At 56.2% G+C, this 16152-nt stretch carries 14 protein-coding genes and 1 tRNA gene; 7 read left to right on the top strand and 8 right to left on the bottom strand.

Features of this window, described 5'->3' with window-relative positions:
• The first annotated feature begins 6 nt into the window (after positions 1-6).
• Entirely contained in the window at positions 7-1767 is a 1761-nt protein-coding gene (radD, locus tag FU672_RS04245) for a DNA repair helicase RadD (RefSeq protein WP_148242295.1), read from the top strand.
• Positions 1768-1892: 125 nt separating this feature from the next.
• Positions 1893-2177: a 50S ribosomal protein L25 gene (gene rplY, locus FU672_RS04250; RefSeq protein WP_029740955.1), complete on the top strand. Its 285-nt coding sequence runs from the start codon at positions 1893-1895 to the stop codon at positions 2175-2177.
• Positions 2178-2229: 52 nt separating this feature from the next.
• On the opposite strand, the gene yejK is transcribed toward rplY, so the two are convergent.
• A complete protein-coding gene (gene yejK, locus FU672_RS04255; protein ID WP_148242296.1) occupies positions 2230-3237 on the bottom strand; it encodes a nucleoid-associated protein YejK in 1008 nt (335 codons plus the stop codon).
• A 134-nt stretch (positions 3238-3371) separates the two neighbouring features.
• Between yejK and FU672_RS04260 the strand changes: the two genes are divergently transcribed.
• From FU672_RS04260 to FU672_RS04270, 3 genes are all read left to right on the top strand, one after another.
• The gene (locus tag FU672_RS04260; protein WP_008500958.1) at positions 3372-3599 is read left to right on the top strand and encodes a YejL family protein; all 228 of its coding nucleotides are present in this window, start codon (positions 3372-3374) and stop codon (positions 3597-3599) included.
• Between the two features lie 19 nt (positions 3600-3618).
• Complete coding sequence (yejM, locus tag FU672_RS04265; protein WP_148242297.1) at positions 3619-5379, top strand: LPS biosynthesis-modulating metalloenzyme YejM; 1761 nt, start codon at positions 3619-3621, stop codon at positions 5377-5379.
• A 72-nt stretch (positions 5380-5451) separates the two neighbouring features.
• Positions 5452-5528 (top strand) — tRNA-Pro (locus FU672_RS04270).
• 38 nt (positions 5529-5566) lie between these two features.
• Here the strand turns inward: FU672_RS04270 and FU672_RS04275 are convergent.
• Both FU672_RS04275 and FU672_RS04280 read right to left on the bottom strand, forming a co-directional pair.
• Positions 5567-6754: an MFS transporter gene (locus tag FU672_RS04275; protein ID WP_148242298.1), complete on the bottom strand. Its 1188-nt coding sequence runs from the start codon at positions 6752-6754 to the stop codon at positions 5567-5569.
• Positions 6755-6878: 124 nt separating this feature from the next.
• Positions 6879-7139, bottom strand: a complete 261-nt coding sequence (locus FU672_RS04280) for a DUF2534 family protein (protein ID WP_008500962.1) — start codon at positions 7137-7139, stop codon at positions 6879-6881.
• 209 nt (positions 7140-7348) lie between these two features.
• Here FU672_RS04280 and eco point away from each other — a divergent pair, with 209 nt between their 5' ends.
• The gene (eco, locus tag FU672_RS04285; RefSeq protein ID WP_148242299.1) at positions 7349-7852 is read left to right on the top strand and encodes a serine protease inhibitor ecotin; all 504 of its coding nucleotides are present in this window, start codon (positions 7349-7351) and stop codon (positions 7850-7852) included.
• A 135-nt stretch (positions 7853-7987) separates the two neighbouring features.
• On the opposite strand, the gene mqo is transcribed toward eco, so the two are convergent.
• Positions 7988-9637, bottom strand: coding sequence for a malate dehydrogenase (quinone) (gene mqo, locus FU672_RS04290; RefSeq protein WP_148242300.1), 1650 nt, complete (start codon positions 9635-9637; stop codon positions 7988-7990).
• Positions 9638-9824: 187 nt separating this feature from the next.
• On the opposite strand from mqo, the gene FU672_RS04295 reads away from it, so the two are divergent.
• A complete protein-coding gene (locus FU672_RS04295; RefSeq protein WP_148242301.1) occupies positions 9825-11114 on the top strand; it encodes a SulP family inorganic anion transporter in 1290 nt (429 codons plus the stop codon).
• On the opposite strand, the gene mgtE is transcribed toward FU672_RS04295, so the two are convergent.
• The 4 genes from mgtE to ada form a co-directional block, all read right to left on the bottom strand.
• Entirely contained in the window at positions 11077-12513 is a 1437-nt protein-coding gene (mgtE, locus tag FU672_RS04300) for a magnesium transporter (protein ID WP_148242302.1), read from the bottom strand. The two genes, FU672_RS04295 and mgtE, sit on opposite strands and share 38 nt — an antisense overlap.
• A 148-nt stretch (positions 12514-12661) precedes the next feature.
• The gene (locus tag FU672_RS04305; protein ID WP_148242303.1) at positions 12662-14305 is read right to left on the bottom strand and encodes a multidrug ABC transporter permease/ATP-binding protein; all 1644 of its coding nucleotides are present in this window, start codon (positions 14303-14305) and stop codon (positions 12662-12664) included.
• A gap of 69 nt (positions 14306-14374) precedes the next feature.
• Positions 14375-15031 (bottom strand): DNA oxidative demethylase AlkB, encoded by a 657-nt coding sequence (alkB, locus tag FU672_RS04310; RefSeq protein WP_148242304.1) that lies wholly within the window; start codon positions 15029-15031, stop codon positions 14375-14377.
• Positions 15031-16089: a bifunctional DNA-binding transcriptional regulator/O6-methylguanine-DNA methyltransferase Ada gene (gene ada, locus FU672_RS04315; RefSeq protein ID WP_148242305.1), complete on the bottom strand. Its 1059-nt coding sequence runs from the start codon at positions 16087-16089 to the stop codon at positions 15031-15033. The genes alkB and ada overlap by 1 nt, the downstream gene beginning before the upstream one ends.
• Between the last annotated feature and the right edge of the window lie 63 nt (positions 16090-16152).

Below are 16152 nucleotides of genomic sequence, written 5' to 3' on the forward strand. Positions count from 1 at the left end.
GACCCCATGACTTTTACACTTCGTCCCTATCAGCAGGAAGCCGTTGACGCCACCCTCGCCTGGTTCCGTAAACATCGCGAGCCGGCGGCGATTGTGCTCCCGACCGGCGCAGGCAAAAGCCTGGTCATCGCCGAACTGGCGCGTCTGGCGCGCGGTCGCGTGCTGGTGCTGGCGCACGTCAAAGAGCTCGTCGCGCAAAACCATGCCAAGTATTGTGCACTTGGGCTGGAAGCCGATATTTTCGCCGCCGGGTTAAAGCGTAAAGAGAGCCACGGCAAAGTGGTCTTTGGCAGCGTGCAGTCGGTGGCGCGCAATCTGGACCTGTTTCGCAGCGAATTTTCGCTGCTGATTGTCGACGAGTGTCATCGCATCAGCGATGACGACGACAGCCAGTATCAGCAAATCCTGGCTCACCTGAAAGCGGTGAACCCTCACCTGCGCCTGCTGGGCCTGACGGCGACCCCGTTTCGTCTGGGGAAAGGCTGGATCTATCGCTACCATTATCACGGCATGGTGCGCGGCGATGACAAGGCCCTGTTTAGCGACTGCATTTACGAACTTCCGCTGCGCTACATGATTAAACATGGCTACCTGACGCCGCCTGAACGGCTGGATATGCCGGTGGTGCAGTACGATTTCAGCCGTTTGCAGGCGCAAAGCAACGGATTATTCAGCGAAGCGGATCTCAACCAGGAGCTGAAAAAGCAAAAGCGTATTACGCCGCATATCATCAGCCAGATTGAGGAGTTCGCCGCGACGCGCAAAGGGGTAATGATCTTTGCCGCCACCGTTGAGCACGCGCGAGAAATCACCGGGTTACTGCCCTTCGACGACGCGGCGTTAATCACCGGCGAGACGCCCGGCCCGGAGCGCGACAGCCTGATTGACGCGTTTAAGGCCCAGCAGTTCCGCTATCTGGTTAACGTGTCGGTATTGACCACCGGTTTTGACGCCCCGCACGTCGACCTGATCGCCATTTTGCGCCCGACCGAATCGGTCAGTCTGTACCAGCAAATTGTTGGCCGCGGCTTGCGTCTGGCCCCGGGAAAAACCGACTGCCTGATTCTGGATTATGCCGGTAATCCGCACGATCTCTATACGCCTGAAGTCGGCGCGCCAAAAGGGAAAAGCGACAACGTGCCCGTGCAGGTCTTTTGCCCTGCCTGCGGGTTTGCCAACACCTTCTGGGGAAAAACCACCGCCGACGGTACGCTGATCGAACATTTTGGCCGCCGCTGTCAGGGCTGGTTTGAAGATGATGACGGGCATCGCGAGCAGTGTGATTTCCGCTTCCGGTTCAAAAACTGCCCGCAGTGCAACGCCGAAAACGACATTGCCGCTCGCCGCTGTCGGGAATGCGACACGGTGCTGGTTGACCCGGACGACATGCTGAAAGCGGCGCTAAAGCTGAAAGATGCGCTGGTGCTGCGTTGTTCCGGCATGGCACTGCAGCCCGGCACCGATGAAAAAGGTGAGTGGTTGAAAATCACCTATTACGACGAAGACGGGGCGGACGTCAGCGAACGCTTCCGGGTCCAGACCCCTGCCCAGCGAATGGCCTTCGAACAGCTGTTTATCCGCCCGCACACCCGCACCCCGGGCGTGCCCCTGCGCTGGATAACCGTGGCCGACATCGTGCGCCAGCAGGTGTTATTGCGCCATCCGGATTTTGTCGTCGCCCGTAAGAAAGGCCAGTTCTGGCAGGTGCGTGAGAAACTCTTTGACTACGAAGGTCGCTTCCGTCGCGCCAACGAATTGCGCGGTTAGCGGGACTTTTCATTGATGTGAGGGGCATTTGAGTATAAAATGCCGCCCGCTTCACATCCGTGAGGCAGAACACTCACCTGCTGCTGGGTCGCCTGTAGCAGGGTTTTAAATACAGAGAGAAATCAATGTTCACTATCGAAGCAGAAGTACGTAACGTGCAGGGTAAGGGTGCGAGCCGCCGCCTGCGTAACGCTAACAAGTTCCCGGCTATCGTTTACGGTGGCGAAGCTGCTCCAGTTGCAATCGAACTGGATCACGACAAACTGTGGAACCTGCAGACCAAAGCTGAATTCTACAGCGAAGTTCTGACCATCGTTGTTGGCGGTAAAGAAGAAAAAGTGAAAGTTCAGGCTGTTCAGCGTCACCCGTTCAAGCCAAAACTGTCTCACATCGACTTCGTTCGCGCGTAATCGCAAACTCGTCGAAAAAAAACCCCGCTTCTGCGGGGTTTTTTTATGGCTGTTATTTCCCGCCCGAAGTGCGGCGCTGAAGCTGATCGCGCAGGTTCGGCGGTGTACCTTTAATGGTCAGCGTATCGGTGGCCGGATCCCAGAAGATGCTTTCACCCAGTAACATGGCGTCAAAGTTGATGGTTAACCCACCGCCGCTACCGGCAAACTTGGTTAACTGACGCAGCGTACTGCGATCCGCCGGGAAGCTCTCTTCAAGCTCATAGCCTTTCTCCGCGGCGAATTCCTGGAAGCTGACTTCGCTGACACCCGCCAGCTCTTTTGACAGGGACTCCAGCTCGATCTCTTCCCCTGCCTGCAGCTGTTCGTTGCAGTAGCTGTATACCTGCTGACGCACAGTCTGCCGCTCAGATTTATCGAGTTGCGCTTCTGCGGTGAAGTCGTCAACCGCCTGAAGCAGCCCTTTGTTCTGCGCTTTGGCGTTGAGACCTTCGCTGGCACCAAGGAAGTCCATAAAGAAATCTGCCACTTTGCGGCCCACGCGCCCCTTCAGGAAAGTCAGGTAGCGGGTCGACTCCGGGTTGGTTTCCCACTCGGTCAAATCAATACGCGCCACGATATCCGCATGGTTGATATCCAGATAATGCGTTGAGCTGATATCCAGCTGCTCGTTCACGCGCATGCTGCTTAAGTTATTCAGCACGGTAACCAGCAGATACTCTACCGCCAGATAGCGGTAGTGGCAGAACAGCACGATCCCGCCGTCGGCGAACGGATATTTCGCCAGTTCGTCGCGCAGACGCCCGGTTGCGGCGCGGCTAAACGCCAGAAAATCCTCTTCGCCCTGACGCTGCAGGCGCAGACTATCAGCCAGTTCACTCTCTTCGCTGAACAGACCATAGGCTTTATTTTTGGCGCTGTAGACGCGATGCAGCTCTGCCATCATCTCCACAACGGTCGCCGTGGGTTCCAGTAACGAATCGCGCAGCACCACTTCAAGGGTTTGCTCATCACGCTTGATAAGCTGGTGCAAGGCAATCTGGTTGATTTCCAGACTCATGATAAACTCTCCTTTTAGACCGGGCGGTATTCAACCACCACCAGGACATGTGTGCAACAACAGATAAAAAAGGGGAAAAAAAGCTGTTGCTACGGTAATATGTTGCCCTTTCATCAACAAACTGATTTTGATTTATGCCACAACATTCCCGCTACAGTGATGAACACGTTGAACAACTGCTCAGTGAGCTGGTCAACGTACTGGAAAAACATAAAACGCCGACCGATCTCTCCCTGATGGTTTTGGGAAATATGGTCACCAACCTGATTAACACCAGCGTTGCTCCGGCTCAGCGTCAGGCGATCGCAAAATCCTTCGCCCAGGCTTTACAGTCGTCCGTCAGCAACGACCCGGCCCATTAAGGGATACGAACAACAGTTTATGGTGACGAATCGTCAGCGCTACCGTGAAAAAGTCTCCCAGATGGTCAGCTGGGGGCACTGGTTTGCCCTGTTCAACATTCTGTTGGCGACGGTCATTGGCTGTCGTTATCTGTTTGTCGCAGACTGGCCAACAACGCTAACCGGGCGTATCTACTCCTGGATGAGCGTTGTGGGTCACTTTAGCTTTTTGGTTTTCGCCACCTATCTGCTGATCCTGTTCCCTTTGACGTTTATCGTCATGTCGCAGCGTCTGATGCGGTTCTTGTCCGCCATCCTTGCGACGGTAGGGATGACCCTACTGCTTATCGACAGTGAAGTGTTCACCCGCTTCCACCTGCACCTCAACCCCATCGTCTGGGAACTGGTGATTAACCCCGACCAGAACGAAACGGCCCGTGACTGGCAGCTGATGTTTATCAGCGTCCCGGTGATCCTGTTGATTGAGATGCTGTTTGCCACCTGGAGCTGGCAAAAACTTCGCAGTCTGACCCGGCGACGCCATTATGCGAAGCCCGTCGCCACGCTCTTTTTCGTCTCATTTATCAGTTCGCACATCATGTATATCTGGGCGGATGCGAACTTCTATCGCCCGATTACCATGCAGCGCGCTAACCTGCCGCTCTCATATCCGATGACGGCCCGTCGCTTCCTCGAGAAACACGGCCTGCTTGATGCGCAGGAGTACCAGCGCCGCCTGGTCGAACAGGGTAACCCGGAAGCCGTCAGCGTTCAGTATCCTCTGAGCGACCTGCACTACCGCGATATGGGCCGCGGGCAAAACGTCCTGCTGATCACCGTCGATGGCCTGAACTATTCGCGCTACGAGAAGCAGATGCCCGCGCTGGCCGATTTCGCCAGTAAAAACGTCTCGTTTACTCAGCATATGAGCTCCGGTAACACAACCGATGCGGGCATCTTTGGCCTCTTCTATGGCATTTCAGCCGGCTACATGGACGGCGTACTGTCTACCCGCACGCCAGCGGCGCTGATTACCGGGCTGAATCAGCAAGGCTATCAGTTAGGGTTGTTCTCCTCCGATGGCTTTAACAGCCCGCTCTACCGCCAGGCGCTGCTGTCCGATTTCTCACTGCCGACGGCACAAAATCAGTCCGATGCGCAGACTGCCAGCCAATGGATAAACTGGCTGCATCGCTACGCCCAGGAAGATAACCGCTGGTTCTCATGGGTTGCCTTTAACGGTACAACGCTTGCTGACAGCAATAAGAATGACTTTGCGCGCCGTTACGGCCGCGCGGCTGGCGATGTTGATGCGCAGATAGGCCGCGTGCTTGACGCGCTTCGCGAGTCGGGCAAGCTGGACAACACCGTGGTGATCGTGACCGCGGGTCATGGCGTACCGTTAGGTGATGAGACGAAGAGTATGAGCTGGTCTCGTCCGAATCTGCAGGTTCCGCTGGTGATCCACTGGCCAGGCACGCCGGCGCAGCGCATCAATATGCTCACCGAGCATAAAGATGTGATGACCACCCTGATGCAACGCCTGCTGCACGTCAGCACGCCAGCAAACGAGTATTCTCAGGGGCAGGATCTCTTCAGCGCCGCGCGCCGCCACAACTGGGTTACGGCTGCGGGGAATAATACGCTGGTGGTGACCACGCCGAAGCTGACGCTGGTGCTGAACAGCAACGGGAATTATCAGACGTATAATCTGCAGGGTGAACGGTTGAAAGACCAGAAACCGCAGCTGAGCCTGCTGCTACAGGTCCTGACGGATGAGAAGCGGTTTATCGCTAACTGATTAATAATAAACCAGTTAGCGACGGATTCCCTTGCATTCAAAACGGAATCGAGTAGTATTCTTTTTATGCGTCGGCACGTAGCGCAGCCTGGTAGCGCACCGTCATGGGGTGTCGGGGGTCGGAGGTTCAAATCCTCTCGTGCCGACCAAAATTATTATCAAAACCAGCCTCTTATGGCTGGTTTTTTTATGCCATTTCGTCAGGTGTTTTTCGCAGATAAACCAATGTCGCCAGACAAATCACCGCCCCGGCATAAAACGTATATTGCGCACCAAACGTCTCCCAGATTGCCCCTGCCCCCAGGCTGGCGACTAATAATCCCACGCCGCTGACCAGACTAAAAATACCGTAGGCGGTACCGCGCAGATCCGCAGGCGCAGTTTTCGCAATCATTGCCGCCAGCAGCCCCTGGGTCATGCCCATATGTATCCCCCAAAGCGCAACGCCTAAAATAATGCCTGCCCAGTGGGTGCTCAGCGCCAGCACAATGTCCGCACCTATCAGCACCACCAGCCCCCACTGCAATAATCGGGTGTGGCTCATCACGTCGGATAACTTGCCAAACGGATAGGCAGAGAGGAAATAGAGCAGATTCATGGCAACCATCACCAGCGGGATCAGCGCCAGCGGCACACCCGACTGCTGAGCACGAAGCACAAGAAATGCTTCACTGAAACGTGCGAGCGTGAAGATGGCCCCCAGGCCAATGACCCACCAGCAGCCTTTCCCGAGGCGCCTGAGGTTCTCTTTTTTGATGGGATTCGTTCGTTTATGCTCGACAGGGGTTTTAGGCTCATGCAGGCCGAAGAAAAGCAAGGCAACGGCGAGTACGCCGGGGATCACCGCAATCCAGAAAATAGTACGAAAATCATCATTCCACAAAAGCATTAAGCCTACGGCCAGCAACGGCCCGAGAAATGCGCCGATGGTGTCCATCGACTGACGCAAACCAAAGGCCGCGCCGCGGAGTTCCGGTGGCGTAACGTCCGCGACCAGCGCATCGCGCGGCGCACCACGGATCCCCTTCCCTACCCGATCGATTAAGCGTGCCCCAAGAATCATGCCGGAGGAAGAAGCGATAGCGAACAGCGGTTTACTCAACGCACCAAGACCGTAGCCCAGAACTGCCAGTCCTTTACGTTTGCCCAGATAGTCACTGATTGCGCCGGAAAACACTTTGATAAACAGCGCAGTAGCCTCAGCCAGACCTTCAATCAAACCAATGAAAATCACGCTGGCACCCAGCGTCGTGACCATAAACAACGGCAGCAGGCTGTGAATGATCTCCGAGGAGATATCCATCAGCATACTGACGCCACCCACCACCCAGACTCCTTTCGGGATCCGGCTGAGCGTTGCAAACCGGGATAACATTGCGCATCTCCTGCTTTATGTCGAACAATCTTGTTCGAAACAGAATATCCTGGAAATGCGAATAAAAATCATCAGACATAAAAAAAGCCAGCCCGCAGGCTGGCTTCTTATAGCAGGTGAATGCTTAGTGTTTTTCACGTCCGCCCAGGAAGAAAATGCCCAGCGGGATGGCAAGTAAAACGGTGAACACCAGGCTGTAAACGAAGATCATCGCTGATTGCAGCACATACATGCTGGTGGTCCAGGCGGAGAGAGGAATGTTGTATTGTTCGATGACGCCAACAATGGTGGCCCGCCCGACGCACGCGGCAGCAATCATAAACACGACCAGCAGCGCCAGGAGGAATTTGCGGCCTTCAGGTGTTTTCAGTTTTGCACGAACCATCTCTCTTCCCTTTTACAGATGAATAACATTATATGGGGTCTAAAATAACACGAACTCCCGCCAGACTCCATACCAGTACAAACACCTACGTTAATCATAAATATTAAGTTTATTACGCTGAATATAATGAAAATGTAAGTAAATATCACCAGTCATTCATGTGCGTTATGTTAATCTCTGCAGGAACGTTTTGACATAAAGGAATGACAATGAAAAACGCCCCTAAATTTGCCATCGCCCTCATCGCCGCTGCGTGCGTCAGCAGCAGTGCTTTCGCCAGCGAAACCCCAAAAGAGCAGCCGCTGGAAAAAGTTGCTCCGTATCCGCAAGCGGAAAAAGGGATGAAGCGTCAGGTGATCCAGCTGCCGGCACAGCAGGATGAAGCGAACTTCAAAGTAGAACTGTTAATTGGCAAGACGCTGGAAGTGGACTGCAACCAGCACCGTCTGGGCGGTCAGCTGGAAAGCAAAACGCTGGAAGGCTGGGGTTACGACTATTACGTCTTTGACAAAGTGACCTCTCCGGTCTCCACCATGATGGCCTGCCCGGATGGCAAGAAAGAGAAGAAATTTGTGACGGCGTATCTGGGCGACAACAGTCTGCTGCGCTACAACAGCAAGTTGCCGATCGTGGTCTATACGCCTGAAAACGTGGAAGTGAAGTATCGCGTGTGGAAGGCAGATGAGACTGTCGGACAAGCGGTAGTACGTTAAGGATAAGTCGGGTGGCGGCTTCGCCTTACCCGACCCGGAAAGGGTGCGCTCTGGTGCCCTCACCCCACCCCTCTCCCACAGGGAGAGGGAGAAAACACTAAAAACGGTAACGGATGTTACCGTTTTGCTTTTACCTTACAGCGCGATATCCGCAACCGGTTTGTTTTCCGGCTGAGGCTTCAGCTCCGCTTTTGGCGCAGCATCCGCAGCCTGTGGCTTGATATATTGCAGCTGCAGTACGCGGCTGGTGTATTCCAGCTCCTGCTCCGTCGCGCTCACGTTGCCGTTCAGCTTCGTGCCGTAGGATGGAATAATGGTTTTCAGCTTCGCCTGCCATTCCGGGCTGGCGACTTTATCTTTAAACACTTTTTCCATCAGGTGCAGCATGATTGGCGCAGCGGTAGACGCACCCGGTGACGCCCCCAGCAGCGCGGCGATGGTGCCATCCTTATCGCTCACCACTTCGGTACCCAGACGCAGCACGCCACCCTCTTTCGGATCGCGCTTGATGATCTGTACGCGCTGACCCGCCTGCCACAAACGCCAGTCTTCTTTCTTCGCCTGCGGATAGTACTCTTTCAGCGCCTCGAAACGGTCGTCGTCAGAGAGCATCACCTGGCTAATCAGGTATTTAACCAGGTCGAAGTTATCCAGACCCACGTCCATCATCGGCTTGACGTTAGAGGTGGTGGTGGCGCTCAGCAGATCCCACAGGGAGCCATTTTTCAGGAATTTCGTGGAGAAGGTCGCGAACGGCCCAAACAGCACCACGCGTTTGCCGTCAAGCATACGGGTGTCGATGTGCGGAACAGACATCGGCGGTGCGCCAACAGAAGCCTGGCCGTACACTTTTGCCAGATGACGGTTCACCACGTCCGGGTTATCGGACACCAGGAACTGGCCGCCCACCGGGAAGCCCGCGTAGTCGTCAGCTTCCGGAATACCGGACTCCTGCAGCAGCTTCAGCGCCGCGCCGCCTGCACCGATAAAGACAAACTTCGCTTTGATGACGTGCTCGACTTCGTTGTTTTTCAGATCGGCAACGGTCACGCTCCAGCTGTTATCCGCGTTGCGCTTGAAACCGCGCACTTCGGTGCTGAGCTGCAGGTTGAAGTTCTCTTTTTTCTTCAGGGACGTCACCAGCTGACGGGTAATTTCACCGTAGTTAACGTCGGTACCAATTTCGGTGCGGGTCGCCGCCACTTTCTGGTTCGGGTCACGACCTTCCATGACCAGCGGAGCCCACTCTTTAATCTGCGCGTGGTCTTCAGAGTATTTCATCCCGCGGAACAGCGTGCTCTGCTGCAGAGCGGCGTAGCGCGCGCGCAGGAAGTTGACGTTCTGCTCACCCCACACAAAGCTCATGTGCGGCACGGTGTTGATGAAGGAGTGCGGGTCGTGCATCACGCCGCTGTTGACCTGATGAGACCAGAACTGGCGAGAAACCTGGAATGCTTCGTTGATCTCTACCGCCTTCTCGATACTAATGGAACCGTCCTTTTTCTGCGGCGTATAGTTCAGTTCCATGAGTGCCGAATGTCCGGTACCGGCGTTATTCCATCCGTTCGAACTCTCCTGCGCCACGCCATCAAGGCGCTCGACCATGGTCATAGACCAGTCCGGCTGCAGTTCTTGCAGATAGGTTCCCAGCGTGGCGCTCATGATACCGCCACCAATTAAAAGGACGTCCGTTTCCTGCTCTTTTGGTGCGTCAGCTTTCGCCGCCATGGAGACGGTGTTAAGCCCCACGGCCAGAGAAAAGAGCATGGCAGTCATTTTTTTCATAATTTATGCCTTAGTGTAAAAGTGCTTGATGCGTGGAAATTGCAGGTGAAAAAAGCTGCGGGGGCACGGTAACAACTTTTAAATATTGTTTAAAGGTTACGAAATTATTGTAATTGTGAAATTTAATGATGGATTGTTTGTGAGGAATTATCGATGCGTCTGGTAAAGCGCGGTTTTACTGGCTAGTATGTTGCGTTTTGTGATCGCGCGCACGGAAGCCTGCCCTAACCAGCGAACTGTTATGCCCTTACCCCATTCTGCTGTATCCCCCGAAGACCGCGTAGCCAACGTACTGCGTTCCCCTAAACAGCTGACGCGTGAAACGCTGGCAGGCGTGATTACCGCCCTGGCGCTGATCCCCGAGGTCATTTCATTTTCGGTTGTAGCGGGCGTTGACCCGAAGGTCAGCCTGATCGCCTCCGTGGTGCTGTGTCTTGCCCTGTCTGTACTCGGTGGTCGTCCGGCGATGGTCACGGCAGCAGCAGGTTCCGTGGCGTTGGTCATTGGGCCAATGGTGCATCAGCACGGCGTACAGTACATTCTTCCCGCCGTGCTGATGGCTGGCGTGATTCAAATTCTGTTTGGCGTACTGGGCATGGCAAGACTGATGCGCTTTATTCCCCAGTCGGTCATGACCGGGTTTGTTAACGCCCTGGGCATTTTAATCTTCTTCGCTCAGGTGCCGCATTTCTGGAGCCGAAGCCCGCTGATTGTGGGCCTGTTCGTGCTGACGCTGCTGATCGTGCTGTGGGTGCCACGCTATATCAAAAGCATCCCTTCCCCGCTGATTGCGATTGTGCTGTTAACCTTGTTTACCGTTTCAACCGGTCAAATCCTGCCGACCGTGGGCGATGAAGGCTCCATGAGCGGCGGTTTGCCGGGACTTACCGAACTTCTGGTCCCCCTCAATGTACAGACGCTGAGCATTATCTGGCCGTGCGCGTTGAGCATCGCGTTTGTCGGCCTGCTGGAATCCCTGCTGACGGCAAAACTGGTGGATGAGCTGACCGCGACACCGTCAGGTAAACGCCGCGAAAGCATTGGATTAGGCGTCGGCAATATTCTGGCCGGATTTTATGGCGGTATTGCAGGCTGCGCGATGATTGGACAAACCATCGTCAACGTGGAGATGGGGAAAGGACGAAGCCGCATTTCAACCATTGCGGCGGGCATTGTGCTACTTATCCTGGTGACGGCACTCAGCGAAGTGATGGCCAAAATCCCGATGGCGGTGCTGGCGGGTATTATGGCGATTGTCGCCGTCAAAACCTTCAGCTGGCACAGCCTTCAGCCAGCCACGGTGAAAACTGCCCCGATAGCAGAAACGGTAGTCATGCTGGTCACCGTTGCCGCCACGGTATCAACCGGCAATCTGGCGATTGGCGTGCTGGGCGGGATTATCGTCATGGCACTCCTCCCTGCCCGCATTAAGCGTCGGCTTAAAGAAGAAAAATCGTCGCCAGCCCAAGAAAAATAAAGAAACCGCCGGTATCGGTGATGGCGGTGATCATCACGCTCGACCCCACCGCGGGGTCGCGCCCCAGCCTGGTCATCGTCAGCGGAATAATAACCCCCATCATCGATGCCACCAGCAAATTCAGCACCATCGCCAGCATCATCACCCCACCCAGCGCCATATCGTCATACAGCCACCAGGTGATGCCGCCCATAATGCCGCCCCACACCAGGCCGTTGATCAGCGCCACGCCCATCTCTCTGAAGATCAGAAAGGCGAAGTTACCAGGCTGAATATTTTCCAGCGCCAGCGCGCGGACGATCATGGTGATGGTCTGGTTTCCGGTGTTGCCGCCAATTCCGGCCACAATCGGCATCAGCGAGGCCAGCGCCACCAGCTGCGAAATGGTGTGTTCAAAACCGTCAATCACACGTGAAGCAATAAATGCGGTACAGAGGTTAACAGCCAGCCATGCCCAGCGGGTTTTGACCGCTTTGCCTACAGAAGCGTGGACGTCGTCTTCAGCGCTAATCCCGCCGAGCGCACGCAGGTCGTTATCGGTTTCTTCATAGACCACGTCAACGATCTCATCGATGGTCAGACGGCCCATCAGCTTGCCAACGGAATCTACCACCGCCGCGCTCACGAGGTCGTCACGCTCGAAGGTACGCGCCGCTTTTTCCGCATCGTCTTCCGGGGAGAAGACCATCGGCTCGTTTTCCATCACCTCGCTCACCCGCCGCTGGGTACTGTTGAGCAGGATGGTTTTCAGCTCAAGTTCGCCAAGCAGGGTTTTATCCCGGGAGGTGACAAACAGTTTATCGGTGTTATCCGGCATCCTGCCCAGGCGACGCAGGTAGCGCTGTACGGTGCCGAGCGTCACGTCCGGGCGCACCGTGATAACGCCGAACTCCATGATCGCGCCGACGCTGTTTTTCTCGTAGTGCATCACCTGACGCACGCGCGCCCGCTCCTCCGCAGGCAGTGACGCCAGCAGGCGACCGGTCAGGTTTCGCGGCAGGTGCTGAACGAGGTAAATCTGCTCGTCGATATCCAGGGTTTGCACAGCGTCAAGAATATCCCGGTCGCTCATCTCGTCGATCAGGTCGTCCCAGACGTTTTCAGAAGCCTCAAGCAGCACCTGCCCGCGCTCGTGATCCTGCACCAGACGCCACAGGGCGTGACGTTCTTCCGAGGGAAGCGCTTCCAGCGTATCCGCCAGATCCGGCGGGGGTAAATGAGCAACCAGCGCACCTACCTCAGCAATATCGTCGGCCAGGGTGCCGACATCATATTGCTCAGCCAGGGTGAGTTTGCCTAATAGCGTAGAAGTGACCGCTTTATCGGTCGTGAGAAGCCAGATGAGTCGCGCGCGCTCCTGGTCACGCTGTCTGGCGCTGTTTTTCTTTAATACCGACATCAATCATAAATCCATTAAATGAGTTGGGGTTAAGCATAGCGCGGGGATATGTAAATAAGAATAAACAACGGGGCGGGATGGAGAAAAAAGCGCCATTACGGCCACGATCTATCCCCTCTCCCCGTGGGAGAGGGTTAGGGTGAGGGCATCAGGCCGTGCGCGCCACCGCATCACGCGACGCTGCATCGCGCTCTTCACCCGTCAGTTCGCTCAGCTTGCCGTCGCGCATCTCCAGCAGGCGGTCAGCATGAATGAAGTAGTGATCGTCGTGGCTGATGGCGAAAATGGTTTTGCCCATCTCCTGCATCAGCGGCAGCAGCACCTGATAAAACTCGCGGCGGAAGTGCGGGTCCTGATCCGCCGCCCACTCATCCAGCAGAATGATGTCACGCTCTTCCGCCAGCGCCAGCAGCAGCGCCACGCGCTTTTTCTGCCCTTTGGAAAGCTTCAGGTTGAGGATCTTCCCGTCCTGTAACTCCAGCTTGTGCGACATCTGCAGCTGCGAAAGCCATTTTTCCACCAGCGCGGGATTGGCCTGCTGCCCTTCCGGCCCCAGCAGTCGATCAAACAGCCAGACGTCGGTGAACACCGCCGAGAAAAGCTTGCGGTAATCTTCGGGCTTCTCCGCGCTCAGCACCTTACCGTCCAGCAAAATCTCGCCCGACAGCGGCTGATAGAGTCCGGTCAGCAACATCGCCAGCGTCGATTTACCGCTGCCGTTGCCGCCGATGAGGAACAGCAGTTCACCGCGGTGAATTGTCAGATTGACCGGCCCCACGGAGAAAGCGTTGTCCTGATAGCGGAACGTCACATCGCGCAGCTCCAGCGTCTGCCAGTTGGGGAACGCCTGCGGGCGCGGGAATTCGGCTTTGAACGGCGCGAGATCGAATTTTTTGAGCTTATTAAACGCTACCTGTGCGCTGAGTAACGTAGGCAATGCGCCAACCGCTGAGAGCAACGGCGTGCGCAAAAACAGCAGCGTCAGCGAGTAGGTTGCCGCTACGTTGGTGTCCGCCCAGCCCAGGCTGTTCGCCATCCAGAATACCAGACCAATGGCACCCAGCATCATGATGTTTGACCAGTTCACCGCGCTCAGGTGGAAGGTATCGGCGCGAATAATATGGTGACGGTATTCGCGCGCGTCCGGGATATAGAGATGATTAAAGATATACTCGGCGCGCTCGCGGTTCAGGGTGAGCTCTTTACGTCCTTCCAGTACCGTCTGGTAATCGTTATAGAGCTTATCTTCGGTTTCGCGCAGCACCGCCATGTGTTTATAGACGCGGGACACCAGCACAAAGCCGCCCCAGATGGTAATGGCAATCCACAGCGCGGTCACCGCCAGCATTTTGCTGGAGAGCCAGGCGAGATAAGCGGCCGATCCAAAGGTCAGAATGATCCCCTGCACCAGCTCCGGCAGACGAACGAACGCGATGGTAATGGCGCGCACGTCGCTGGTCAGCCCCGCCAGCAGGGAAGCGCTGCCGAGCTGCTCAATGCGCTCTACCTGGGTGTCCAGGATCCGCTTGATAAATTCACTGCGCAAACGGAAAACGAAATGGTGCCCGAGTGCGGTCAGCGCCAGCTGGGATCCGAGCGTAACCGCCATCAACAGGAGCAGCAGGCCGAGAAACTCCGGCAATACGGAGAGCGAGGTGTCGACCATTTCAATCAACCGCACGTTAATAAACGCGATCAGGCCAATACCCAGGGCGGCGCTGGCAAGGCTTAACGCCATTACGGCGATGAAGGGCCAGCGATACTGACGCCAGACAAGGAGAAGTAGTTGCATGCAGGCAATCCGGACAATAAAAATCAGCCAGCAGTGTAAACTGCCCTGCGCGGACATCAAGAATAATTCTTATTTTAGTTTACTCGCCCCCGCCTGACGAAAGGTCAGGTTAAAACGGTACTCGCCAGTCAGGGGGTGGACTCCGGGCTTCAGCGGCTGAATGCCGTGATAGTAAAGCCGCGACGCCCTGCCCCACACCACCACGTCGCCATGTTCCAGCATGATGCGTTTGAGCGGATCGTTGCGGCGTAACCCGCCGAACTGGAAGACGGCGGGCAGGCCTAACGATACCGAGACAATGGGCGCGCGCAGATCGGGCTCATCCTTGTCCTGATGCAGCGAGAGCTTCGCGCCCACGGCGTAGCGGTTAATCAGGCAGGCATCCGGCCGGAAGTCAGGATACTCTGCTGCCACGGCGGCCTCGTGGCAGAGAGCCTGAAAAACAGCAGGCATCGGAGGCCACGGCTGGCCGGTAGCGGGATCGTTCGGGGCATACAGATAGCCCCGCTCGTTTGTCGCCCAGCCCAATTCCCCGCAGTTGGCCATGGCTACTGACATGGTGTATCCACCCGGCGTCACCATATGGCGAAACGGCGAAACCGCCGTCACCTCGTCGATACCGGCAAGCAGCGCCGCCGCACGGGAGAGTGCAAAGCGGCGCAGGATCACCGCCCCCGGCGCAAGCGGCTCCTGCCAGGGTTCAGCATCCGCAAAAAGATCGAGCATTATCCCTCCTGGCGTTTCGCCTCACGTTTCAGTAATAGCGCTTTTCGCGCCGTCCCCCATCGGTAACCCGACAGCGCGCCGTCGTTACGAACCACGCGATGGCAGGGGATCACAATCGCCAGCGTGTTTGCCGCACAGGCTCCGGCTACGGCGCGTACCGCATTGGGTTGACCAATCGCCTGTGCCACCTGCTGGTAACTTGCCGTTTCGCCGCAGGGAATGTTGCGAAGGGCCTGCCAGACGCGCTGCTGGAACGCGGTTCCACGAATATCCAGCGGCAGCGCAAGCGGTACGTCGCGATTATCAATACTGGCAATCACCTGATGGATCCGCCGCGCGAAATCCTCTTCCAGCGGCGCATGCGCTGCTTTTGGAAATTGCGCGGCAAGCTCTTCGGCTAATTCTGCATCGTTGTCACCCAGCAGGATCGCGCAGATCCCCCGCTCGCTTTCTGCAACCAGACAGCGTCCTAGCGAACAGTCACTCATGGCATAACGCACTGCCACATCTCCTTTGCGGTACTGCTTCGCCGTCATACCCAGCGCATCGTTGGCTTTACGATAATAACTGCTGCTGTCGGGAAACCCCGCCGCCAGCACGGCGTCGGTAATTTTGTCTCCCTGTGCAAGCGCGGTGCGCAGGCGCTGGCCTCGCGCCGCCTGCTGCCAGGCTTTTGGCGTCATGCCGGTCACGGACTTAAACAGACGGTGGAAATGGAAAGGACTCATGGCGACCTGCTGCGCCAGCCCGTCCAGGGTTAGCGTGGGTTCCTGCTCCAGAAGACGGCAGGCATGTTCCACTTTCGCCAGCTTCTGCTCCTGCGGATCACGTTTGTCCGGCATGCAGCGCTTGCACGGACGAAACCCTGCGTGAGCGGCATGGTGGGCATCGGAATAAAAGCGGACATTTTTACGCAGCGCGTGGCGGGCGCGGCATGACGGGCGGCAGAAAATGCCCGTGGTCTGTACGGCGAAGACAAACTGATCGTCAGCGAGCGGATCGCGGGCCAGCACGGCCTGCCAGCGATCCTCATCGGTAATAAAGGTCGGGTTTCTCATTATCGGCTCCTCTTATAAGCATACATAGAGCGTGCCTGAGTGCCACTGATAAAAAACCCGCAA

Origin of the sequence: Enterobacter asburiae, from assembly GCF_008080435.1 — a bacterium.
Classification (GTDB): Bacteria; Pseudomonadota; Gammaproteobacteria; order Enterobacterales; family Enterobacteriaceae; genus Enterobacter; species Enterobacter asburiae_C.